Here is a 22,716-nt window from a genome sequence, read left to right as displayed (position 1 = left end):
CAGTTGTAACGATCGCTACGGTAAGCCTCGCCCGCCGAGCGGTCAACCCTTCCTGTAATGTTCGCTACAGCAAGCGGAGGTGGACGTGGACGACGACCGCAACACGCGACGCCGGCGCGCGAACGGCGAGGAGTCCCGCCGCCGGATCCTCGACGCCACCGTCGAGGTGGCCGGCGAACGCGGCTACGAGGGCACGAGCATCGCGCTGGTGAGCAAGAGATGCGGGCTGCCGGCGAGCTCGATCTACTGGCACTTCAAGGACAAGGACGACCTCATCGCCGCGGTCATCGAGCGCAGCTTCGGACGCTGGCTGGCCGCGTTGACCCTGCCCGACGACTCGGCCGGCACGCCGATGGCGCGGGTGACCATGCTGGCCCAGCAGGTCGCGACGGCGCTGCTCGAGGCACCCGACTTCCTGCGCCTGGGTCTCATGCTCACCCTCGAGCGCCGCCCCGAGGAACCCAGCGCTCGAACGATGTTCCTCCAGGTGCGCGAATTCGCCCACCGGCGCGTCGCGGACATGTTCGCCGAATTCATGCCCGGCCTGGACCCCGCCGCCGTCCAGCTGCTGACCACGTACGCCCTGGCCGGCGCCGACGGGCTGTTCGTCGCGAAGGAGATCGGCGGCGACGGGGTGGACCTGGTCCGCCTGTTCGAGCTGCACGCCCTGGCGCTGTTCGACCTGGCGGCGCGGCTCAGCTCTTGAGGCGGGGAAAGAGGTTCTCGGAGTTGCCGCGGTCGATCGCGGCGCGCAGCTCGTCGCCCAGCGGGTACTTCTCGTACGTCTTGTTCATGAAGCCCACCGCCGGCGCGGGCGCGAACGGGAAGTCGCTGCCGTAGGTGATGTGGTCCGGGTCGGCCACCTCGAGCAGGCTCGGCAGCGCCGCGGGCGACGCCGACAGCGCGATGTCGTAGTAGAACTGGCGCAGCACGGCGAGCTGCTTGGGCACCTGGTGCTTCTGGTCGAGCAGCGTCCACGCCTGCTGCGCCTTGTTCTTGGTGCTCATCATCGTGAGCAGGATGCGGTAGGAGATGTAGGGCACGAACCCGCCGGCGTGCGCGAGGATGAACTTGATGCCCGGATACTTCGCCATCGCCCCCGACAGGATGAGGCTGATCGCCGTGCGGGTGGTGTCGAGCAGGAAGTCCGCGGTGAACGTGGGAATGCCGGGCACCTCCGGGCCTGGCAGCTCGCCGGGATGGATGAACACCGCGACCTGCCTGTCGTGCAAGAACTTCAGCAGCGGCTCGAAACCGGGATCACCGAGGTAGCGGCCGTCGTTGTTGGCCAGCAGCACGATTCCGTCGGCGTGCAGGGCGTCGAGCGCGTACTCGGCTTCGGCGAGCGCGCCATCGACGTCGGGCAGGGTCAGGGTGGCGAAGAACCCGAAGCGGTCCGGGCGGTCCGCGACCACGGAGGCGGTGTACTCGTTGACGTCACGGGCCCAGCGGCGCGCCTCGGCGACGTCGCCGAAGTAGACCCCCGGTGTGGACAGCGACAGGATGCCGGTGCCGATCCCGTGGCCGTCCATGAACTTCAGCGCGGCCGACGGCGACCACGTGGGCAAGTCCACGCCGCCGGGCCGGATTCCCTTCTCGTGCATCCATTCCGCGTAACGGGGCGGCACGAGGTGCTGGTGGGTGTCGATGCGCTGGGCGCGGCTCATGCGAGGTTTTCCCTTCCGTAGAACGGAGTCAGCCGCACGTTCCTGGCCGACAGGTAGCGGCGGCGGTCGGTGACCAGGATCGAGACGAGGGCGCCGACGAGGAGCCAGGCGGCAAGGTGGACGACGCCGGCGGTGAGGCCGGTGCCGTCGGTGGCGGCGGCACGCAGCGCGAGCACCGCGCCTTGCGTGGGCAGGTAGTCGGCGAGGGCGTAGAGGGGGCTCGGCAGCGTGGAGACGATGCCGGTCGCTCCGACGAGCACGAGGACGGCCAGGGACGCGAGCCGCCCGGCGCGGCCGAAGATCGCCGTGGCCGCCTGGTTGAGGGCGACGAACGCGGCGGCGGCCAGCAGCGCGATCAGCAGGAACCCAATACTGCCGACGAATCCGAGCCTCAGGACGGGGACGGCGACCGCGGTGATGGCGAGCGCCGCGAGGCCGGCCGCGGTCGCCCCCGGGATGGCGGCGCGCAGGATGATGCGCCAGGTGGGTTCCCGCGCGGTGAGTACCGCATGCGGGACGGCTCGCGTCACCATGTACGTGGCCAGCGCCAGTGCCCACAAGGCCAAGGCCGCGAACAGAGTGAGGGCCAAGGTGCCGACCGGAGTGCCATCGGTCGTGGCGGTGCTGGGATCGGCCGCGACGGTCTTGAGGTGCGCACGTTCGGCGTCCGTGTAGGCCGGCACCTGGTCACGGCCCTTGTTCAGCTGATCCGCGAGCTCGTGCGCACCGGCGTCGACCTTGGTGACGCCGTCCCTCAGCTGCCCGGCGCCGCCGGCCAGCCGGTGGGAGCCCGAGTTCGCCTCGCGCACCCCGCTGTCGAGCCGGCGGGCACCGGCGGCGGCGGACGCGATCCCGGCGGCCAGCTCCGCGGACTTGGCGGCCAGCTGGGTGTTGCCGTCGGCGACCTGGCGGGCGCCGGTGGCCAGCGCCTGGACCGAGTCACGCACCTTGACGGCGTTGGCGCGGACCGCAGCCTTGACACCGTCGATCTTCCCCGCGTCGGTGGTGAACCGGTCCGCGGTCTGCCGGAGCTCGCCGCAGAAGGCGGCGGTGCCGGTGCAGTCGTCGGCGAGCTGCTGGAACTGCTTGGCGGCGCTGCCGGCCGAGGGAACGGAGTCGATCGCGGCGATGATGCGGTCGGCCAGCGGCACGACGGTGGCGGCGAGCTGTTCGTTGCCGTCGGCGACCTCGTCGGCGCCGGCGGCGAGCTGACGGGTGAGCGCCGGCAGTTGCGCGGTGTCGCGCTGGGCCTGGGTGAGCCCCGCCGACAGCTGGCCGGAGCCGTCGGCGAGCTGGGCGGTTCCGTCGGCGAGCTGGTCGGCGCCGGTAGCCAGCTGGCCCGCGGCGCCGGCCAGTTGAGCGGTGCCGTCGGCGAGCCGGGCCGCGCCGTCCGCGGCTTGGCCGACCTGCCGGTGGATGGTCGTGAAGCCGACGTACACGTTGTCCAGGTACGTCTGGACGATCTGCCGATTCAGGGTCCGCTGGGCTGCTTGGGCGACGTGGTCCGCGAGGCCCGGATCGGTGACGCCGGCGGCGTCGGACGTCCGCACCTGCACCTGTGCCTGCCGGGCGTCGAGGGGATTGCCGGTGGCGGCCGAGGTGGCGCGGGCGGAGAAGTCCGCCGGGATGGTCACCGTCGCGGCGTAGCTGCCGTCCGCGAGGCCGGACGCGGCGTCGGCGGCGTCGGTGAGCACCCAGGTGTAGGCGGAGTCGCCGCTGTGGGTGAGGTCGCCGGCGAGCTGGCGGCCGAGCGGGATGGTCTGGCCGTTGACGTGCACGGGTTCGTCGTTGTTGACCACGGCGGCCCTGGCGGTGCCGTGGTTGGTTTCCGGTGTCCAGAACGCCCAGGTCAGCAGGCCCATCACGATGATCGGGACGGCGATCAGGCCGGTCCAGGTGCGCCAGGTGAGCGGTCCGGAGGCCAGGGCGCGGGCGGAGTTGGCGAACGGCTTGAGCATCAGGAGACCTCGACGGGCTGAGCGGCGGTGAGGACGTGCAGATGGGTGGCCCGGGCGGGCATGAGGTCCCGGATACGCTCGGGGTCCTGACAGGTCACCACGAACGTCGCGGTCCCGGCGGAACAGCTGCGGCGCTCGGCGAGCAACGCACGCACCTGATCGCGAACGTCGGTACGGAGCACCAGATCGATGTCGTCGACGACGACGAGCGCGGCGTCGCCGGCGAGGGCATCGGCGATCTGCCGGGCCGGATCCGTTGTGTCGCGGCACGGAACGACCGCGACATCTCGGCGCAGGGCATGAGTGTGTTGGGGCAGAACGCGTCCGAGCACCTTGAGGTCGCCGGTGAACTTGGTGACGCGCCCGGCGAGGGTGTACAGCAGGGCGGTCTTGCCGCAGGCGCCGACACCGTGCAGCACGAGGACCTCCCCGGCCGGCAGGTGCAGGTCGATGTCGGTGTAGGCCGGGCGGCCCCGGTCGTCCTCCAGCCGGAGCGCGGCGGCGCTGACGGCCTCGGCGCTACCCGGGGCGGGCCACTCGGCGAGCCGCAGTTCGTGCGCGAGGGCGTCTCCCTCGGCGTCGAACACCGGCAGCATCCGGTCCAGTTTCGGAGGCAGGCCCCAGGCGCGGCGGCCCAGCAACGCCAGCACCGCGGGCACCAGGGTCATCCGCACGATGAACGCGTCGACGAAGACGCCGATCGCCAGGCTGAAGGCGATGGGTTTGATGGTGGCGCTGCCGTCGGGGACGAACGCGGCGAAGACCGCGAACATGATCACCGCGGCGGCGACCACCACGCGGGAGGCGGAGACGAAGCCGGACTCGATCGCGCGGCGCGGATCGCCGTGCTGGACGAAGTCCTCCCGCATGCGGGACACCAGGAACACCTCGTAGTCCATGGCGAGTCCGAACAGGACACCCATGAGGATGATCGGCAGGAAGCTGATCACGCTGCCGGTGTGCGTCACGTTGAGGACGCCCGCCAGGTGGCCCTGCACGAACACGAAGGACGTCGCGCCGAAGGCCGCGGCGACGGAGAGCAGGTAGCCGGCCGTGGCCTTGATCGGCACCCAGATCGACCGGAACACCATCGCCAGCAGGATCAGCGAGAGCCCGACGACCAGGATCCCGAACGGCAGCAGGGCATTGCCGAGCTTGGCGGAGACGTCGATGCCGACGGCGGTGATGCCGGTGACCGCCGTCCGCGTGCCGTGGACGTCGAGGAAGTGCTGCTCCTGCCCCCGCAGCCGCGACACCAGGTCGTCGGTCTGCGCGGAGTCCGGTGCGGTCGTGGGGACGACCTGGATGATTCCGGTGTCGCCCTTGGGGTTCGGGGTGGCCAGCGGCACCGAGGCGACGCCGGGGAGCCGTCGGATCTCGTCGGCGATCTTGTTCACCAGTCCGACGGGATCGGTGCTGGTGATGATGTCCGCGGTGACGATCAACGGGCCGTTGTAGCCGGGACCGAAGTGTTCGCCGACGACCTCGTACGTGTCACGTGCGGGGCTGCCCTGCGCCTCGGTTCCGTTGTCCGGCAACGCCAGCCGCAGGCTCGTGGCGGGGATCGCGCAGATCGCCAGCCCGGCGACGACGACGAGCACGGTGACCAGCGGCGCCTTGGTTGCGGTGCGGACCCACCAACGGGCGATCTGAGGACGGCGACGGGGTTTGCGCCGCGGCTTCCGGACCCGTGGCGTCAATCGCTTGCCCGCGAAGGACATCAGCGCCGGGACGAGCGTGACGGCGATGCCGACGGCGAGGGCGACCGCGACCGCGGCGGCGATGCCCATGGTGGTCAGGAACGGGATGCCGGCCACCGACAGCCCGAGCAGGGCGATGACGACGGTGAGGCCGGCGAAGATGACCGCCGATCCGGCGGTGGCGGTGGCGCGGGCGATCGACTCCTCGACGTCGAGGCCGTCGGCGAGCTGGTCACGATGCCGCGAGAGCAGGAACAGGGCGTAGTCGATGCCGACCGCGAGCCCGATCATCACCGCCAGCATCGGCGCGGTCGAGGAGATCGGCGCGATCAGGGTGGCGAGGTAGATCAGCCCGACCGCGACGCCGACCCCGAGGACCGCGGTGACCAGCGGCATGACCGCCGCGATCAGGGAGCGGAACATCAGCACCAGCACCAGCAGCGCGATGACCAGGCCGATGCCCTCGGTGGGACTGAGCTTCGGCACCCGGTCGGAGAACGCGTCGCCGCCGGTGTACACCTTCGCTCCGGCTTCCGTCCCCAGGTCCTCGGCGATCGCGGCGAGCCTGGTCCTGGTGGCCGGATCGACGGCGGCGAGCTGCACCTTCAACGGCACCGCGATCAGCGCGGCCCGGCCGTCACCCGACACCGCGCCGTGGACGCTCGCGTCGAACGGGTTCACCACCGTGGCGACCTGGTCGAGCTTCCCGATCTTCGTCACGGCCTGCGCCACCGCGGTCCGGATCCGCGGGGTGTCGGCCGCCGCACCCGAGGGAACGACGAGCACCAGCTGCGCCGACGTGCCGCTGACCTCGGGGAAGACCCGTCCGAGGTGATCCAGCGCGTCCTGCGATTCCGAGCCGGGAATGGCGAACGTGTCGTCGGTGCCGTGGTTGAACACCAGCGCGGCGCCGCCGGTCAGGGCCAGGACCGCGACCCACAGCGCGAGGACGAGCACGCGCGCTCGGGCCGCGGCACGGCCGAGCCGGTAGAGGAACGACGACACGAGGCCTCCTGACCACGTTGGATGCACCATGTATCGTAATACACGATGTATCCGATGCGAAGTGCATCCCGTCACTCCTCCGGGTAAGTAAGGTGACCGCATGACGACCAGCGGGGCGGATCTCGGCAGCCCGAAGGGCATGACCCGGCGGCGCGCGGAGACCCGGCGGCGGGTCGTCGAGGCGGCATACGACGTCTTCACCGAGATGGGCATCCGCGACGCGCCGGTCGAACTCATCTGCGACCGCGCCGGCTTCACCCGCGGCGCCTTCTACTCCAACTTCGCCAGCAAGGAGGAGCTGTTCCTCGCCGTCTACGAGGTGCAGACGCAGGAGCGCACCACCCGGCTGCGCGCCGCCGTCGCCGAGGCCACCGCCGCGGTCGATCCGACGTCCCCGGATGCCGTCACCCGCGTGCTCCAGGACGCCGGCGTCCTGTTCATGGAGTCGCTCACCGCGGACGAGACCTGGTACCTGCTCAACCTTGAGTTCCGCGCCCAGGCCCTGCGCCAGTCCGACCTGCGCGCCCCGACCGCCGCCGCCGAGCGCCGCTTTCACGACGCCCTCGCCCAGATCCTCCTCGACCTCCTCGGCCGACTGGGCCTGCGGCTGACCGTCGAGCCGCACAGCGCCGTCATCACCATCGTCAGGCTGTACGAGACCATGCTCGAACAGGCGATCCTCGACGAACTCCCCGACACCGCCGACAATCGCTACCTCACGCAGGTGCTCCCCCGCCTGCTGACCGCCCTCGTCGCGCCGGCCGACGGCTGACCGCGTTCGCCCCGTCTACTGGTAGGCGGCGGCCTGAATGCCGTAGAGCTCCGCGTACTTGCCGCCGCGCGCCATCAACTCGTCATGCGTTCCCTGTTCGGCCACGTGCGCGCCGTCGAGCACGACGATGAGGTCAGCCATCCGAACCGTGGAGAAGCGGTGGGACACCAACACCGTGATCCGACCCGAGCCGGCTTCGGCGCGGGCCGCGTCGGCGTACCGCTCGAACAGGGCATGCTCGGTCTCGGCGTCGATCGCCGCCGTCGGCTCGTCGAGTGCCAGCAGCAGCGGCGCGTCCCGCATGAACCCGCGGGCCAGCGCCAGCCGCTGCCACTGTCCGAACGACACCTCCACGCCGTCCCGCCATGTCACCCCGAGTTGGGTGTCATAGCCGTCGGGAAAGCCATCGACGATGTCCACCGCGCCGGCACGGCCCGCGGCGACCTCGACCGCTGCCCGGTCGTCCATGCGGTCCCGGTCGCCGATCCCCACGGCGTGTTGGACCGGGTACTCGAACCGCATGAAGTCCTGGAACGCGCCGGCGAACCGGTCTCGCCAGCCGTCCGCGGGGATCCGGGTCAGATCGGCGCCGTCCACGGTGATCCGTCCGGACGACGGGTCGTAGAAGCGGCACAGCAGTTTGACCAATGTGGACTTGCCCGCGCCGTTCTCCCCGACCACGGCGACCACCTTGCCCGCCGGCAGGCGCAGATCAATGTTCCGCAACACCGCGCGTTCCGCGCCGGGATAGCGGAACGTGACGTCCTTGAACTCGATGCCGTCGGTGAGCGCCGTCGGCACCGGCAGATCGGCCGCGAGCGAGTGCGCGGCGGCGAAGTCCTCCAGCCACACCATCCGTCGAGAGGCGTCGAGCCAGATCGTGCGGAGGAAGTGCACCTCGTTGACGGTCTGACCGACGTAGGCGGACAGCCGCGTGCCCGCCGTCAGCACCAGCGCGACGCTTCCGGCCGTCGCACCGTCGCCGGTCGCCACCACAGCCACCGCGCCGACGAACGCCGCGGCGAAGATCGCCCATGCCGCCGCGAGCCACCAGAAGCTGATCCACCGCGCCCGCGCCAGCGGCAGGTATCCCTGGTCCCATGCCGCGCGCCGGCCGCCGCGCAGCCGCTCCCCCAGTCCACCGACGCGGATCTCCTTGCCCGGTGCGGCGGTCGCGCCCAGCACGAACAGATGCCGCGCCAGCCGGCGCCCCTGGGCGCCCTGCTCCTCGACCCTCTTCTCCACCGCGCCCCGCCGGTTGGAGACCAGCACGGTGGGCAGCGCGAACAGCACGAGCAGGCCCAGTATCGGCTGCACGGACATCAGCAGGCCGATGACCACCACCAGCCGCACCACCGAACCCGCAGTCCGGAAGACCGACCGGTAGATCTGGCTCAGGGCGCTGGCGTGGTCGCGCAGCAGCGCCAGCCGGTCGACGTACTCGGCCCGCTCGTGGTGCTCGATGGTCGGCACCGAGGACTGCAACCTGGCCACGTACGACTCGATGTGCACCGCCGTGCGTTCGGCCAGCCGCAGGTCGGTGCGGTCGCTGGCCACGCTCAGCAGCCAGGTGGCGGTGCTCAGTGCCGCCAGCAGCAGGGCGGCCAGCACGATGGTGTCGCCCGCGCGGTCCGCCATGGCCTGGACCAGCAGCTTGAGCCCGAGCGCGAACAGCGCGTCCGGCAACGCGGCGGCAACCGTCGTCACGAAGCCGACGACCAGCAGCAGCGGTTCCGCCCGGTAGCCGAGCACCAGCGACCGCCACAGCGACCGCAGCGACGAGGGCAGTTCAGTTGAGGGCGAGGCCATCGGGCTCCTCCTCGAAGCGGGACGCCTGAAGGTCAAACATCGTCCGGTAGCGGCCGCCCAGCGCCATCAGCTCGTCGTGCGAGCCGAGCTCGACCACCTTGCCGTCCTCCAGCACGCAGATGCGGTCCACGTGCCGGACGGTGGAGAACCGGTGGGAGATGAGGATCGTCGTGCACTCGCGAGTGGCGGCGAGGATCCGTTCGAAGATCTCGGCCTCGCCGCGGACGTCCAGCTGCGCCGTCGGCTCGTCCAGCACCACGACGCCGGCGCCGGCCCCGACCGCGTGCAGCGCGCGGGCCAGCGCCACCCGCTGCCACTGCCCGCCGGACAGGTCCGTCCCGCCGTCGTATCCCGTGGCGAGGATGGTGTCCAGGCCCGCGAAGTGCCCCGCGCCGGCCAGTTCCAGCGCGGCGACCACGTCCTCGTCGGAACCGCCCCCGGGCGCGACGTTGTCCCGCAGCGGCCACTCGTAGCGGACGTAGTCCTGGAAGACCGCGGTGATCCGCTCCCGCCAGCCGGCCACGTCCAGCTCGCGCAGGTCCACGCCGTCGACCTCGATCGCGCCCTCGGTGGGGTCGTAGAGCCGGCACAGCAGCTTGACCAACGTGGTCTTGCCGGCGCCGTTCACGCCGACGACCGCCAGCGACGATCCGGCCGGCACCGTCAGGTCCAGCCCGTCCAACACCGGCTTTCCGTCCGGGGAGTAGCGGAACCCGACGTTGCGGAACCGCAGCTTCCCCGCCGGCATGCCGGTGGCCGGGCGGTCGCCGGCGGGCAGCGCGCCGACCTCGGCCATGCGGTCGTGCACCTTGCGCATCGCCGCGACCGCGCCGGCCGCGTGCGGCAGCGCCCAGTTCAGGCCGCCGAACGCCAGCGCGCCGGCGCCGATCGCGGCCTGGACGAAGACCACCACCTGGGCCAGTCCCACCGCGCCGGCCGCCGCGTCCGCCGCCAGCCGCCAGAAGACCAGGCCGTTGACCACGACGAGCAGGCCGATCGCGGCCGCCAACGGACCCCGGCGCAGCCTGGTCGACTCGAATCGGCGGTCCACCAGCAGCCGGCGGCTGCGTGTGAAGCGCGCGACCGTCCACTCGGAAAGGCCGAAGACACGCAACTCCTTGGCCGCCGGCGCGTCCATCGCCAGTCGGTACGAGTACTCCGCGTGGCGCTGCGCCTCCTGCACCTCGCCCGTGGCGCGGTCCCACACGGTGCTCTTGCGCAGCAGCCAGTGCGTCGACGCCCAGGCCGCGCCGACCAGGACCGCCGCCCACCAGTGGTAGCCGAACAGCAGCAGCACCTGGCCGAGGCCCGCCACCAGCTCGATGAGGCCCTCGGCGATGAACCCCATCGCCAGCGACATCGGCGGCCCGGTCAGCCCCAGCTCGAAGTCCCGCGCCGCGGTCAGGTCGTCGGAGAGTTCCGCTGACTCCAGGTGCGCCGTTCCCGGCGGCGCCACCGTCGCGTCCATCAGCCGGTCGTTCAGCCACGACGACACGTGGCTGCCCAGGCTCGTGCCGACCTGGCCGTGCAGCGGGGCCAGCACCTGGCTGATCACGAACACCACGCCCACCGCCGCCAGCGCGATGCCCAGCCCCTCGTGCCCGACCGAGGCGACGAGGCCGCCGATCGCGACCGAGAACAACGCCGGCATCACGCCACGCAGCACCACGAGCGCCCACCACGCGGTCGCCAGCGGGCGGTGCGCCTCACGCAACGCGGCGAAGAACTGCAAGTCCTCGCGCTCGCGCACGCGGCTGAACACCACTCGCACCCTGCCCCCCAGAGCCTCTTACCAGTGCATACCGTCCCGCCAGCGGGCCGCGGTCGAGCACACCACACGTTCCCGACCCGGTCAATCGACCGTCACCGCGCGGCTGCACTGTGTGAAAGCGATGCTCGGGTGTGCGGAGGGAGGGTCAGAGCTCCCTCCGCAGATCCGAACGGCAGGCGCTACGGGAACGGGTGCGGATACGGGTTGACCTTCTCGGGCGGCAGCGGCGCGTCCCGGTAGCCGAGCGCGTGCGGGACACGGTGCAGCCGGGGCAGGCCGTGCACCCGGCGGAACTCGTGCCCGAAGGTCATCGGCAGGGTGCCCGGGATGATCACCTTGACGCAGCTGAACCCGCCGATCCGGTGTTCCGGCGTCGTCTGGTCCACGACGACGACGTCCAGCCCGGTGTCGAGGTAGCGCCCCACCATGTCGATCAGGTCGCTGGTCAGGTCGACGTTGCGGGCCGGCGGACGGGCGCCGGCCATCTCCGCGACCGTGCGCCGGCCCGTCGAGGCCATCAGGAAGTCGAAGCGGTCGAACACCGCCGGGCTGGCGTACAGCAGCGAGTGGTCGGTCATCCGGTGGACCAGCGACGAGTCCTCGGCCATCCGCCGCGCGCGATCGGCGTTGTCGAGGTACGTCCGGTTGAGGCCGCTCATGACCGGCCCCAGCTCGAACAGGGCGTTGCGCAGCGCGTGTTCCGGCTCCAGGTGCGCCCCACCGGTGGACACTGTCTTGGCCTCGTCGCCGCTGCCCGGCGCGTTCACCGCCAGCAGCCACACGCACGGGATCCGCTGCTCGACGGTGGTGTCGAAGGCGAGGATCCGCCACCCGGTCTCGTCCTCGATCCGCTGGCGCAGCAACGGGATCCGTCGGTCACGGGCCGAGTCCAGGTCGATCCGGGGCACCCCCATCCGGGCATACCAGGTCATCAGGAAGGCGTCGCGTTCGGCGACCTCCAGGATCCCGTGGAGGATGGCCTCCTCGAGGCAGCCCCCCAACGCGCACCCGTTGGAGGTCTCGAACGCGATCTTGGGCTCGCGCGGCTTGGTCCGGTGCAACCCGTAGTACGCACAGCTCTCGGGCACCAGCACGGGACGGCGTCGGGCAAAGGAATAGCCCCACACCCAGTCCAGCTCCAGGTCGTCGTCGAACCGGACGAACGGGAACGACGGCCCGTAGCGCTCCGGCGGGTACAGCCCGAGCGAACGCGGGTCGACGGCTTCCGCGCGGACGTCCGGGAACCGGGCGCGCACCGTGGTCCGCTTCCCGCCGGGCTGCATTCCGCCCCAGCGCTCGAGCGATTCGAGGACGGCGGTCAGCTCGCTGGTCCGGTAGCTGTCGCTGCGCCCCCAACTCCACTCCACCCCGTTCCCGCCGCCGCGCAGGCCCATCCCCGCCACCGCGACCGCGACCCCGGCCTCGTCACCCACGTCCACCGTGCGGATCAGACCCGTCTCGGCGTCGACGTACGTGCCGATCAGCTCGTCGCGCTCGGCGGCGACCGACCGCACCCGGTAGGTGTCCGGCGCCGGCTTCGGTCGCGGCCACAGGGTGATCTCGGCCCGCTCCGCCGTGTCGTCGGGCAGGGAACCGCACGCCGGGCACAGTGGATCGGGCAGCAACCTGTGCGTGGTGACGGTGATGTCGTCCAGGTGCAGATGCAGCACCGCCCTGTCGGTCCGCGGTGGGGCGGAGCCGTCGACCAGCCGCCGCACCTCCTCGACCGCCAGCGCGGCGACGGCATGGGAGCCGAGAGCGGTGAGCCACGAGGACGGGCGACTCACGAAGGCGTCGGCGTTGCGTTCCCACACCGCGTCGACCTCCGCCCCTCGCAGTCGCGCCCGGGCGCCGCGCAGGTCGGCGCAGGTCGCGCAGCCCGCCACGCGGGGACGCGTCACGGGCCCGATCACCGCGTGCCCGAGTCTGGTGAACACGGGCAGCCAGGGAACTCCCGCCGCGGCACAGGCGGCCTGCGCGTCGGTGTGGGCCCGGGTGTCCCAGGCGTCGCTGGCCAGCACGAGTGCCCGGCACCGGTCGAGTCCGTCGGCCGGGTCATCCACGATGACCGGCACGAGCCTGGCCTCGTCGGCCAGGAGCCTCCTGATCCCGGTGTGCAACGCGCCGGAACCGCTGAGACCGATGCGGGTCCGAGGACTCATCGCAGCACCACCTGTACGGCGTAGGGCATGACCTGACTCATCTCGGGATCGTGGTCGAGTGGCACCGCGACCGGGATCCAGCCGTTGCTGCACAGCGCCTCGACCATGTTGCGCAGCCCGGTGTCCTGTCGCTGTCGGGCGGGCTCGTCACCGCGCAGCCGTGGCGGCAGCTGGGGCACCGGCGGCGGCGCGTAGGCGTGCTGGGAGTGCATGCGTGCCTGGCAGGCCAGCAGGACCTGCTCGAGGCCGTCGCGCAGCGCGTCGATCACCCGGGGTGCGCTGGTGTAGGCCACGGTCTCGGCGCCGAGGCAGAACGCGAACGTGGGCACGCCGAGCGATCCGGTGGCGTCGTAGACCCACACGGGCGTGTCGAACACCGCCAGCAGCCGACGGTAGCGCTGGCCGATCTCGTCGAGGAACGTGTATCCGATGTCCACAGCGGACAGTGGCTGCCGGTCGGCGTCGGCGAGTTCGGCGACGGTCAGGTCGAGGCAGCGCCCGGCGACACCTGCGGTCACGGCCTCGGCCCAGTCATACCCCGCGGTGGCCCCGGCGGACGCGGCGGTGCGGTCCGACCGGGAACGCAGCGCGGGAAACGCGGCCACGGCGGGCACCTCGCACGGTTCGCCGTCGGTCAGCCGCGATCCCCACACCTGGCCGGCCGGGTCGCCGGCGGTCAGGGCGACGAGGTCCTCGGCGGGGTCGTCCCGGCCGGTCGGCTCGTCGGAGCCGGCCGCGGCCAGCAGTCGGCGCGGATCGACGAACAGCGACCCGTGCACGGCGAACGCCCGCACCGCCGCGCGGTAGCGAGCGGCGGCGAAGTCCGGGCCGGCGGCGATCACCGGGACCGGCTCGCGGTCCTCGCCCAGCAGGCTGACCGGGTCCGCGACGGTCACCTCGGACACGTGCAGCGGAAGCTGGGCGAAGTCCCGCTCACCGATCGCGCGGAACGGCCCGAGACGGTCGTCGACGAGTTCGGCGGCGCGGCGCGAGAACGACTCCTCGTCCAGCCGGGGTCCACGGCTCAACCGGTTGACGGTGTGTCGGAACTCGTCGGCCGTCTGCGGCCGTGCCGAACCCGCGAACGGATGCGGCAGCACCCGGTGGTACGTCGTGCGCAGGGTCGTCAGGTCGAATCGAGCCAGCCGGGGGCGGACATCGTCGGTGTCGGCGAGCCCGGTCACCTCCCGAAACACGCGGTGGACCACATGGTCGGCCAGCACCGCGGCGGCGTCCGGCGTCGGCGGCTCGGCGCCGTGCTCCCGCTCCGGCAGCGACAGTCGCAACCGCGCGTCGTCCCAGCCGACGCGGCCCGTCGACGGCAGCGGGCCGATCCACGCCTCGGCGCCGGTCATGACCACCTGCACGAGCAGGGTCCCGCTCTGGTGGCAGATTCGCGTCAGATGCCGGGCCCTGGCCGGGGAGACGCGGTCCGAGACGTGCACGACCACGGTGGCGCCGGCGACCATCCGCTCGAACCGGTCCGGCTCGGGCTCGCCGACCAGCAGCCGGTCGACCCCGCGGCGGCGGGAGCCCCCGAGCACGCCCGAGAGTTCGTCGAGATCGGTCGCGCAGTCGTCCGTCACCACCACCGTGACGTTGTCCATGCCCGACCGCGGCCCGGCGGCCGCGCAGGCGACCAGGCTCCGACCGGCGCCGATCAACACCGTCGGACAGTTGCGGTGCCGGACGAACCGCACGACGGCGGTGTCGACGAAGTCGTCGATGAAGTGCACCTCGGCCGCGTGCGGCGCGAGCACCTGGTCCGGCGGCAGGCCGCGCACCGCGGCGTCCTTCACGAGCCCGCGCTCGTGCAGGGCGCGCACGACATCGCTGACGAAGGCGCCCCGGCCCTCCGGCAGGTGCGCGACGAGTTCGTCCAGGGACCGCTGCCCGTCGAGGAACGGGGCCAGCCGGTCGATCCACGCGGCGATGGTCTTGCCGGTCAGCGTGACCGGTCCCTTGTTGGTGAGCCAGTACACCCCGTCGGGGACCGGCGCGAAGTACGCGTCCCGCGCGAGTTGGGGTTTCATCAGGACCTGCCTTCCCCGTCGGCGTCGGTGGACGACGGCGGCCGCCGGCTGCCCAGCGTGAACGCGCCGACACTCGATTCGGCCATCGGGTCCAGACCGGTCGCCTCGGCGAAGTAGTCGGCGCCGCCCACCGCGATCGCGCAGGGAGCCAGCCCCATCGCGGTCGCGACGAGGTACATGTTCTGGTACAGCACACCGACGTGCTTGAGCATCAGGGCGTAGCCCGTGCCCTCGTACTTCCACATCAACCGGCCGAACCGGGCGGTGACCACGAACAGCACCTGTGGCAGGCCGGCCCACTTCAGCAGCGCGCGCAGCGGGGACGGCTGCGCCGACCCGCGGATGAGCCGATGGGTGTGGGCGTCGTAGTGGTAGAGCCCGGCGTGCAGCCCGGTCACCGATCGCACCACCGGGTAGATCTCGAGTTCGTGCACGCCGCCGCCGGCCGGGTAGGGCCGATCGGAGATCTCCAGACCGCCGTACTCGCCGACGCCGCGCACCCTCGCGCAGCGATAGAGGAACTCGCCGAGTTGGTCGAGCGTGAGCGGGTTGTCCTCGTCGCCTTCCCGCACCGAGCGGCGGTCCTCGATCGCCGCCGTGAGCGTCGGGTCGGTCGCGCGCAGCCGGGCCAGGTCCGGTTGGGGCAGGGGGACGGCCGGCCCGTCGAAGGGCCGGTGGCGTCCGGCCAGCGGGGCGAACCGGCCCCTCGCCCAGTAGGTGCCGCCGGTGCCGTGAATCTTGCTGCTGTGGTGGTGGAACAACAGTTCGTGCGCGCTCCACTGAGCCAGTCGCAACTGCTCGGTCTCGGCGTCCGGCTGGTGCGTGAGGAAACCCTCGCGCCACAGGTCCACGACCAGCCTTCGACCGACCTCCGGGGAGAGCTGGTCGGGGGCATCGGCCCCGGGCATCGGGGTCAGCGATCCGGCCACGAACGCCAGCACCCGGGGATCATGGACGTGCACGTCGCACGTGGCCGCGGCCGACTCGAGGAGCATGTCCGCGCCGTCGCGGCGCAGCACGGCGAAGCGGGACAACAGGACACGGTCCGGCACCGGATTCTGCGCGGCGCCGTGCCGTCGGCGGCGTGGCCGCAACGTGTACAGCGGCGAGTTGTCGTTGCCCCAGAGCGTGGTCGTGAGCCATCCCCCCGACCGCAACCGTTCCAGCAGCGGCATGGTGAGCCCGTCGTCCAGCAGGTCGTCCACGGTGCAGGCGGTCGCCAGCCGGCGCAGAATGGCGAGCTGTTCCGCGGTCAGCCGCCCCAGCGACCCGCTGCGCGGGCGCGCGACCAGGAACACCTCGCCGCCCTCGCCCACGGCGCAGTGCACCCCGGGGAGCAGCCGCACGGTCTCGGACACCGTCATGTGCGTCGGACCGTCGATCACCTCGCACCACGCAGAACGAGCTCACGTGGATCGGGCCCGTCGCCCGGCGCCGGGAGGGTGACCTCGGCGGCCGACCGCCCGAAGAGGTCCTCGGCCGCGTTGGCCGCCAGATGGCACAGCAGGAAGCGCTCGGCGGGCGCCAGCCCCAGCCTCGTCAGGTGCAGGTAGGTGTAGTTGAGCATCAGTCGGAATTTGGCGAACCAGACCGGGTCCACCACCACGTCCTTGCGGGCCCGGTGCAGTGGGCTGCGGCGCATTCGCTCGGCGTACTCCGCGCTGTCCGGGCGTGGGCCGGCCAACATCCTCAGCTGGTCGGCCTCGATGAGCTCCGCCCCACGCTGCCAGTACGGCATCATCACGTCCACCCATGGCCGGACGAACGGCACACACGGCCCGGCGGTGTCGATGGTGGCGAGCACCGCCTGGACCCTGCCGGTCAGCGCGTCCGCGTGCTGCTCGTAGTGCCGCTGCCAGGCGGGGCGCAGGCCCTCGCCCTCGGGCATCCACGACAGGAACGCCTCGGAGTGCGAACGGAACGACACGAACCCCCGGGCGAAGCCGATCCCGGACAGGGCGTGCGCGCTGGCCACCATCAGGTCGAAGCCCAGTCGCAGCAGTTGCCGGCCGTTGCGCACGGCCTCGGTCATGTCGAAGGCGAGCGGCGTGGTGTCGACATAGAAGTCGGCCAGCAGGTCGGCCGCGGCCGTGGTGCCGAGCACGTGCAGCCGCTGGTCGTAGTCCGCCTCGTGAATGGAGTTGTCCGGCCGCAGCGGCGACAGTTCGCCACGCTCCTGTTCCAGTTCTGCCAGTCGCTTGTGCTGGGCGTGCAACTGCTGCGGGTCGACGACCGCGGTGGACGGTCGGTCACGGAGATAGCCGCCCACCACCTCGAACACCGCCGGGAGCACGACGTCGTCGTACAACCGTTGGTCGGCCTCGAAATTGAGCCGCAGGTGCGGCCCCTTCAGCCAGTGCGGCACGTAGTAGGCCCGCACGCCGGCGGGCAGCTCCCGAAACACCGGCCGCACCGCGTCCAGGACGAGGTCGGTCTTGTCGTCGTCATAGTGGTAGACGTGCACGCTGCGCCACCGCACGGCTCACCTCTCCTTGTTCAAGTCGTGGATGGTCCGGCCGGCCAGGTATCGCAGCGCGCTCTCGCCGCCGAGCGAGAGGCCGATCCGGTTGCACATCAGGTGCGCGCACTGATCGAGCACCCGCAGCACCGAGACCTGGGGGTCGACGGCCGCGGCCCGGCTCGGCCGCCGCGGCGCGAACCGGCCGTGCGCGATCTCCTCCGCGACCACATCCCGGGCCCGCGTCACCGACCGTGCCCACAGTGTGTTCGCGCCCTTGTGCGGCAACAGGTGCAGCACGGTGGTGGCGGCCCGCATCCGCTCGGCGATCGCGTGCAGCCGCTCGTGCTGCCGGCGGTAGCGCTCCTCCATCTCGCCCACGGCCTGCGCGTCCCATCCCGGCGGCAGCGTCGTCATCCCGGAGGAGGACAGACCCAGAAACGCCCGCAGCTCGGCCGGCGCCGGCACGCACAGGAACCACGTCAGCAGGATCAGGCAGAACGCGAGCGTCGCTCGCTGGTCGGGAGACGGCCGCGCGGCCAGCATCTCCAGCGCGATCTGGCTCGACTCGCCGAAATGCCGTTCGATGGCGAGGATCGACTTCCCGTCGCCGAACCGGTGGCCCTCGCGCATGTACGGGATGAACACCACCGAGTTGTTCGGGTACATGCGGGGCAACGGCGTCGTCGCCTCCCACTGCGCCATGTGGGCGGCGGAACGCGCGTACTCCTTCTCGTCGAGCCGGTCCGGCGACGGGCGCCGTCGCAGGTACTCGTCGCAGCGTCGCTCGACGAGTTCCCGCACCTCGTCGCCGGACCGGCCCCGCGCGGGGCGGACACGCAGGCGGATGTGCGGACCGCCGTCCCAGTAACGCAGGAAGAAGAACTGCCGCCCCAGCCTCCGCCGCACCAGTTCCCTGGTCAGCGGGGAGATCAGCTCGGCGACCAGAACGTCCAGATCTCCGTGGTAGAACACGTGGGCGCTGACCCAGTCATGCCCGCTCACTCACACCTCACTCGCGGACAACTCGATGATGAACTCCGTCACGCGCGGGTCGGCGGGATCGAGCCCGCACCCGCCTTCGGGCGGCGGCAACGCCTCCTCGAAGATCACCAACCCGCTGCGGTCCTTCAGCATGTGCTCGAAGGCCGCGCCGAGGAAGAAGTTCGCGAAGTCCACGAACATCGGCTTGCGTGCCTTGGAGAAGAACTGCTTGCGCCACTCCGAGTCGGGATCCATCACGCGCACGTAGCAGCGCTGCGGGATGCCGGACGCGCGCAGCCAGCCGACCATGCGGAGCAGGTAACCCGCGTCGTCCTCGCCAGCGGCTCGCACCGGCACCTCGGCCAGCGGGACGAACCAGCGGGCCCGTTGGAGGGTGACCCGGCCGACCTCGACCCGGGGCAGGCGGCGGGCGACTCCCGCCCTGTCGTCACCGAGCGGATAGACGGTCGCGAAGGCGGAGTGCACCAGGTGCGAAGGTCCGAACGCCGACAACAGCAGGCGGGCGGCCGGGGGCAGCAGCGTGTCCCCGAGCATGCCCAGGTGGGCCGGCAGCACATGGACGCCGAGCCGGTTGGAGCGCAGCCGAATCAGGTCGGTCTCGGCGTCGTGCACCACGGTCAGGTCGGACAGCGGGATCCGTTCTCCGGCCGGCCGACCGCTCGTGGTGAACGGGTAGTCGATCTCGTACGGGGCGAGCGGCGCCCGGAGGTTGACCGAGTAGTCGAAGACGCCGGACATCTCGACGACCACGGAATCCGTGCCCCGCGTCCACGACGGCTGTCGGGCCGGCTGCGCCCCGCTCGCCTGCGCGGCCAGGCGCAGCCATCGACTGCGGCCACGTCCGTAGCCGCTGCCCACCATGTTGATCGCGAGCCTCAGGTCGTCGCCGGTCAGGTATGGCTGCACGTAGCAGGCGACCGAGCCGGGCTCGGTGACCCACGACGGCCAACTGTCGACCAGCCCGGCCAGGCCCCGCGGGGAGACCCGGGCCACGCCCGTGTCGTCCGTCGCCGACAGGACGAAGTCGAAGGACCGCGCCCGCAGCCGGTGCAGTTCCTCGATCCGGGGCACACCGGACCGTTCCAGGTACGAGGGCGGTGGCGGCGCGCTGATCCGAACCAGCGGACGCAGCGTGGCCAGCCACGGCTCACACTCGTCCTTCGGACGGCGGAGGTCTTGCTGGAGCGCCTGGTGCAGAACGAGGAACGGCACGCTGGCGCCCGGACCGAACCGGCGGCCGACATAGCTGGCGATGGACAGCCGGGTCGGCAGCAGCCAGTCGTGCAGCGCCAGCCAGCGCCGCACGACATCCAGATCGTCCAACGCGGGCCGCCACCGCGGCAGGGCGCACTCCAGCCGGGCGTGCGGGAACATAGACGTCTCGTGAGAGGCGGCCTTGCGCATCCGCTCGATCGTCGGAGCCGGCAGGTCGAGGCGCTCCGCGACGGCGCTCACCAGCTCGGCGGGCACGTCCCGGGCGGGGGGCCGAACGTCCGCTGTGAACGGACGGCCCAGCTCGGCCCGCAGCTGATCGATCAGGTCGACGACCTCAGGGCCGACGGTGTCCTCGGCGCCCGCCGACCGCAGCCAGGCGAGCAGTTCCGCCAACGGCCGCTCGGACTGGTCGAGGACCGGGAGCCGGCGTTCGAGCACGCCGATCTCCACCAGCCGGTCGAGGAACGGGCGCAGCTGAGCCGGATCGGCGCCGGTCTGCGCGGCCAGCAGCGCCACCAGCTCGGCCACCGTCCGGCGGTCGCCCTCCTGGCGGGCGATCCGCAGGCACTCGGCGAGCGCGCGCGACATCGGCACTCTCATGATCGACTCGTCCGGGCGGGGCCCGATGAGGGTCACGGAGTCGTCGGTGACCAGCGCGCTCGGGTTGAGACGCACGGGCAGGCCGCCTCCGAGGGCCGGTCGCCCGACCAACTCGCGGACCAGCCTTCCCAGCACCCCGCGGTCGAGTTCGAGCACCCCGCGCACCGCCAGGTCTCCGATGACGGCGATCGCGGGCCCCCGGTCCGTCCACTCGCCGAGCAGGCTCGTGGTGAACGTGCTGTAGGGACTGGTCTTGGCCGCCGCCCTGGACAGGTAGCGCGCCACCCCCACCAGGGTGCGTCGCCGCAGCCTCCGTCCGTCGTCGGCGAGCCACTTGTGCATCTCCGCGAACAACGCCGGGCTGGCCCGGCGCACCGCGTTCTGGAACAACGGGTGCGCGCAGGCGCGGCGCAGCGGCTCCTGTTTGCGTTCGACGTCGTCGGCAAGTGCCTGCGGCAGCCTCGCGCGGCACCGGTCCCGATCCCCCAGCAGGGCCAGCCAGCGTTCGAGGTCCATGACGAGCTCGGCCGGCAGCGCCTGCGTCACCTGCTCGTTCCACTCACCCTTGCGTGGCGCCCGCACCTGGTGGATCGCCCGGCGCAACGCCACGACCCGCGGCTTGACGGGGGACTCCGACAGGGTCCCGATGGCGTCGAACAGCGCCTGCTCGAGCACTTCCGCCGCGGCGGCCAGCCCCCGGTCGAGGTCGATGATCTTCTCGACCAGCTCCCATGACTCCTCGAGACGCAGTTCGTGGAGCACCGACGCCGGCAGTCCCGTGACACGGGCGACGAGCGGAGTCTCCAGCCGGTATCGGCTCAGTGCCTGGACCTTTCCGTTCAACGCCCCCGCGGCCAGCACCACGGCTGTGTTCCTCCATCTCCTTGTGACCCCGATTCCCGGGGAAGCCGCGGGTGTCGACGACGCGCCTGTCGTCGACACCCGCGGGTCTAGTGAGCGGTCCTAGTGACTAGTCGTCACCAGTGGCCGTGGCCGCCGCCGTGGCCGCCGCCCCAGCCCCAGCCGCCGTCCCAGCCGCCGTCGCCGCAACTGCAGCTACCGCCACCGCAGCTGCAGCTACCCGAACAGTGCGACGAGCTGGACGCCTCGTTCTCGGCCATACCGTGACCGGCCGTCAGCGACTCGACGGTCAGGCCACGGTCGGTCAGGGTGAAGACGTCCATCGACAGGTCACCGAGGGCGTACTGAACCTTTTCCGTTACCATTGAGAATCACTCCTCTCTCTCACGAATTCAACGGTCACCACAACGTTCATTCCGAATATCCACGGGGACGGACACTCGCGAACGAACAACCACCGTCCACCCAGAAACCGGTCCATCAAAATTGAAGGCGCCCTACCGGGTGCACCCTCTCGCCCGACAACACCGCGGATCGACTGCCGACCCGAGCATCCATCTCATACACATGAAGGCGACACGGCGCCGACAGAGGAATGCGAGGCGATCAAGACAAGGGCGCGTCACACCTTTCGTTTGACCACTGAGCGAACGGATTAGACTGTAACGAAGAAGATCACGGCCAGTGAGAGGCCAACTGGCTGGCCCCGGGGGCGTAGACCAAGATCACCCGATGCCGGCTCGGCCAGCACAAACCGGCCCCACGCGCCGTTGACACCGATTGGGCGGGTCGACAAACACGCGTCCACAACAACGGACTCGACCACCGCGGTGCGTGACCGCGGGCACCACAAACCCTCGTCGACATGAACAGGATTGTTCACCGAAGCGCACCGTGACCCGAAATGGCAGGACAAAGCCACGGCCACAGTCCCGGCAACACCTCGCGAATTGACGCGAACTCGCCGAGGCAATCGGAACAGTCGCTCTCACGCCGACAACAACCAACCGAGCCCGGAGGCCGATACAGGTCCGATGCACCTCGCGATCCTCGCCAAGCCCGGATCCTGACACCCACCCTGACGGGTGACAGTCACCCGCCCGTCGCGACGCATGGCGGCACACCTCGACGAATGACAGGTCGACGAGAGCTGGCCTCGCCGCTCCATCCGCGGCGCCACGACGCGCGGGGGCCAGCCGGATGGCCCCTTCCGTCGGTAAAAACGTGCCAGCAAACTGATCATCGCAAATACGCCGACAGTGATTTGTCGACAAGGAGCCACAAGGTTGTTCGACCAGAAGCCGCAGGTATCACGCGACGACCACACTCAGCACCTCGCGATTACAAAAAGCGGAGCACCCCGACCCGGCACCAGGAAATGAACAGCATCCGCACTGCGGTCAACGCTCTCCTCCGGCGACTCCCAGGCGCAGCCCCGAACTGCGACCGTCTCGCAATTCTCACACACGGCGCCGTCTCGGAGATCGTGGAAATTCCCAGGAAGGCCGCACACACGGTCGCCCTGTCCGGCAGCGACTCCCAGCTCTTCTCGATCAGCACACGCGAGTCGGCCGCGATTCGCCCGCACAGCCGGAGCGCCACGGCCCGCGGCGATATCCGCCCGGCGGACGCCGCCGACTCCGGCGAATCCGACTCCTCAGCCCCGTGATCGCCGAGCGGGCCCGTATTCTCCGCCACGC

The 22,716-nt window shown here is 71.2% G+C and carries 14 protein-coding genes; 2 read left to right on the top strand and 12 right to left on the bottom strand.

What is annotated here, in order from left to right:
• The first annotated feature begins 85 nt into the window (after positions 1-85).
• Positions 86-706 carry a TetR/AcrR family transcriptional regulator gene (locus tag BCF44_RS35995; protein WP_116179137.1) on the top strand — a complete coding sequence of 207 codons (621 nt, stop codon included), beginning with the start codon at positions 86-88 and terminating at the stop codon, positions 704-706.
• Here BCF44_RS35995 and BCF44_RS35990 read toward each other — a convergent pair.
• Genes BCF44_RS35990 through BCF44_RS35980 form a run of 3 tightly spaced genes read right to left on the bottom strand, consistent with a single transcriptional unit; the run spans position 696 to position 6,330 of the window.
• Positions 696-1,667: an amidohydrolase family protein gene (locus BCF44_RS35990; protein ID WP_116178943.1), complete on the bottom strand. Its 972-nt coding sequence runs from the start codon at positions 1,665-1,667 to the stop codon at positions 696-698. The two genes, BCF44_RS35995 and BCF44_RS35990, sit on opposite strands and share 11 nt — an antisense overlap.
• Complete coding sequence (locus BCF44_RS35985) at positions 1,664-3,625, bottom strand: YhgE/Pip family protein (RefSeq protein ID WP_116178942.1); 1,962 nt, start codon at positions 3,623-3,625, stop codon at positions 1,664-1,666. Before BCF44_RS35985 ends, BCF44_RS35990 begins: the two co-directional genes overlap by 4 nt.
• Positions 3,625-6,330: an MMPL family transporter gene (locus BCF44_RS35980; RefSeq protein ID WP_116178941.1), complete on the bottom strand. Its 2,706-nt coding sequence runs from the start codon at positions 6,328-6,330 to the stop codon at positions 3,625-3,627. Before BCF44_RS35980 ends, BCF44_RS35985 begins: the two co-directional genes overlap by 1 nt.
• 100 nt (positions 6,331-6,430) lie before the next feature.
• Between BCF44_RS35980 and BCF44_RS35975 the strand changes: the two genes are divergently transcribed.
• Positions 6,431-7,102 carry a TetR/AcrR family transcriptional regulator gene (locus tag BCF44_RS35975; RefSeq protein ID WP_116178940.1) on the top strand — a complete coding sequence of 224 codons (672 nt, stop codon included), beginning with the start codon at positions 6,431-6,433 and terminating at the stop codon, positions 7,100-7,102.
• A 15-nt stretch (positions 7,103-7,117) separates the two neighbouring features.
• On the opposite strand, the gene BCF44_RS35970 is transcribed toward BCF44_RS35975, so the two are convergent.
• The 9 genes from BCF44_RS35970 to BCF44_RS35930 all read right to left on the bottom strand — a co-directional run bounded on the left by BCF44_RS35970 (position 7,118) and on the right by BCF44_RS35930 (position 21,381).
• The gene (locus tag BCF44_RS35970) at positions 7,118-8,911 is read right to left on the bottom strand and encodes an ABC transporter ATP-binding protein (RefSeq protein ID WP_116178939.1); all 1,794 of its coding nucleotides are present in this window, start codon (positions 8,909-8,911) and stop codon (positions 7,118-7,120) included.
• Positions 8,892-10,673: an ABC transporter ATP-binding protein gene (locus BCF44_RS35965; RefSeq protein WP_116179136.1), complete on the bottom strand. Its 1,782-nt coding sequence runs from the start codon at positions 10,671-10,673 to the stop codon at positions 8,892-8,894. The genes BCF44_RS35970 and BCF44_RS35965 overlap by 20 nt, the downstream gene beginning before the upstream one ends.
• 188 nt (positions 10,674-10,861) lie before the next feature.
• Positions 10,862-12,844 carry a TOMM precursor leader peptide-binding protein gene (locus BCF44_RS35960; RefSeq protein ID WP_116178938.1) on the bottom strand — a complete coding sequence of 661 codons (1,983 nt, stop codon included), beginning with the start codon at positions 12,842-12,844 and terminating at the stop codon, positions 10,862-10,864.
• Complete coding sequence (locus BCF44_RS35955) at positions 12,841-14,877, bottom strand: YcaO-like family protein (RefSeq protein ID WP_116178937.1); 2,037 nt, start codon at positions 14,875-14,877, stop codon at positions 12,841-12,843. Before BCF44_RS35955 ends, BCF44_RS35960 begins: the two co-directional genes overlap by 4 nt.
• The gene (locus tag BCF44_RS35950; RefSeq protein ID WP_116178936.1) at positions 14,877-16,262 is read right to left on the bottom strand and encodes a SagB/ThcOx family dehydrogenase; all 1,386 of its coding nucleotides are present in this window, start codon (positions 16,260-16,262) and stop codon (positions 14,877-14,879) included. The genes BCF44_RS35955 and BCF44_RS35950 overlap by 1 nt, the downstream gene beginning before the upstream one ends.
• Positions 16,259-17,356: a thiopeptide maturation pyridine synthase gene (locus BCF44_RS35945; protein WP_116178935.1), complete on the bottom strand. Its 1,098-nt coding sequence runs from the start codon at positions 17,354-17,356 to the stop codon at positions 16,259-16,261. The genes BCF44_RS35950 and BCF44_RS35945 overlap by 4 nt, the downstream gene beginning before the upstream one ends.
• Positions 17,357-17,359: 3 nt before the next feature.
• A complete protein-coding gene (locus BCF44_RS35940) occupies positions 17,360-18,340 on the bottom strand; it encodes a lantibiotic dehydratase C-terminal domain-containing protein (RefSeq protein ID WP_116178934.1) in 981 nt (326 codons plus the stop codon).
• Positions 18,341-21,019, bottom strand: coding sequence for a lantibiotic dehydratase (locus BCF44_RS35935; RefSeq protein WP_116178933.1), 2,679 nt, complete (start codon positions 21,017-21,019; stop codon positions 18,341-18,343).
• A gap of 113 nt (positions 21,020-21,132) precedes the next feature.
• Entirely contained in the window at positions 21,133-21,381 is a 249-nt protein-coding gene (locus BCF44_RS35930) for a thiomuracin/GE37468 family thiazolyl RiPP peptide (RefSeq protein WP_116178932.1), read from the bottom strand.
• Between the last annotated feature and the right edge of the window lie 1,335 nt (positions 21,382-22,716).

It is taken from the genome of Kutzneria buriramensis (genome assembly GCF_003387475.1).
Classification (GTDB): domain Bacteria; phylum Actinomycetota; class Actinomycetes; order Mycobacteriales; family Pseudonocardiaceae; genus Kutzneria; species Kutzneria buriramensis.
This window is presented reverse-complemented; position numbering and strand designations above follow the sequence as displayed.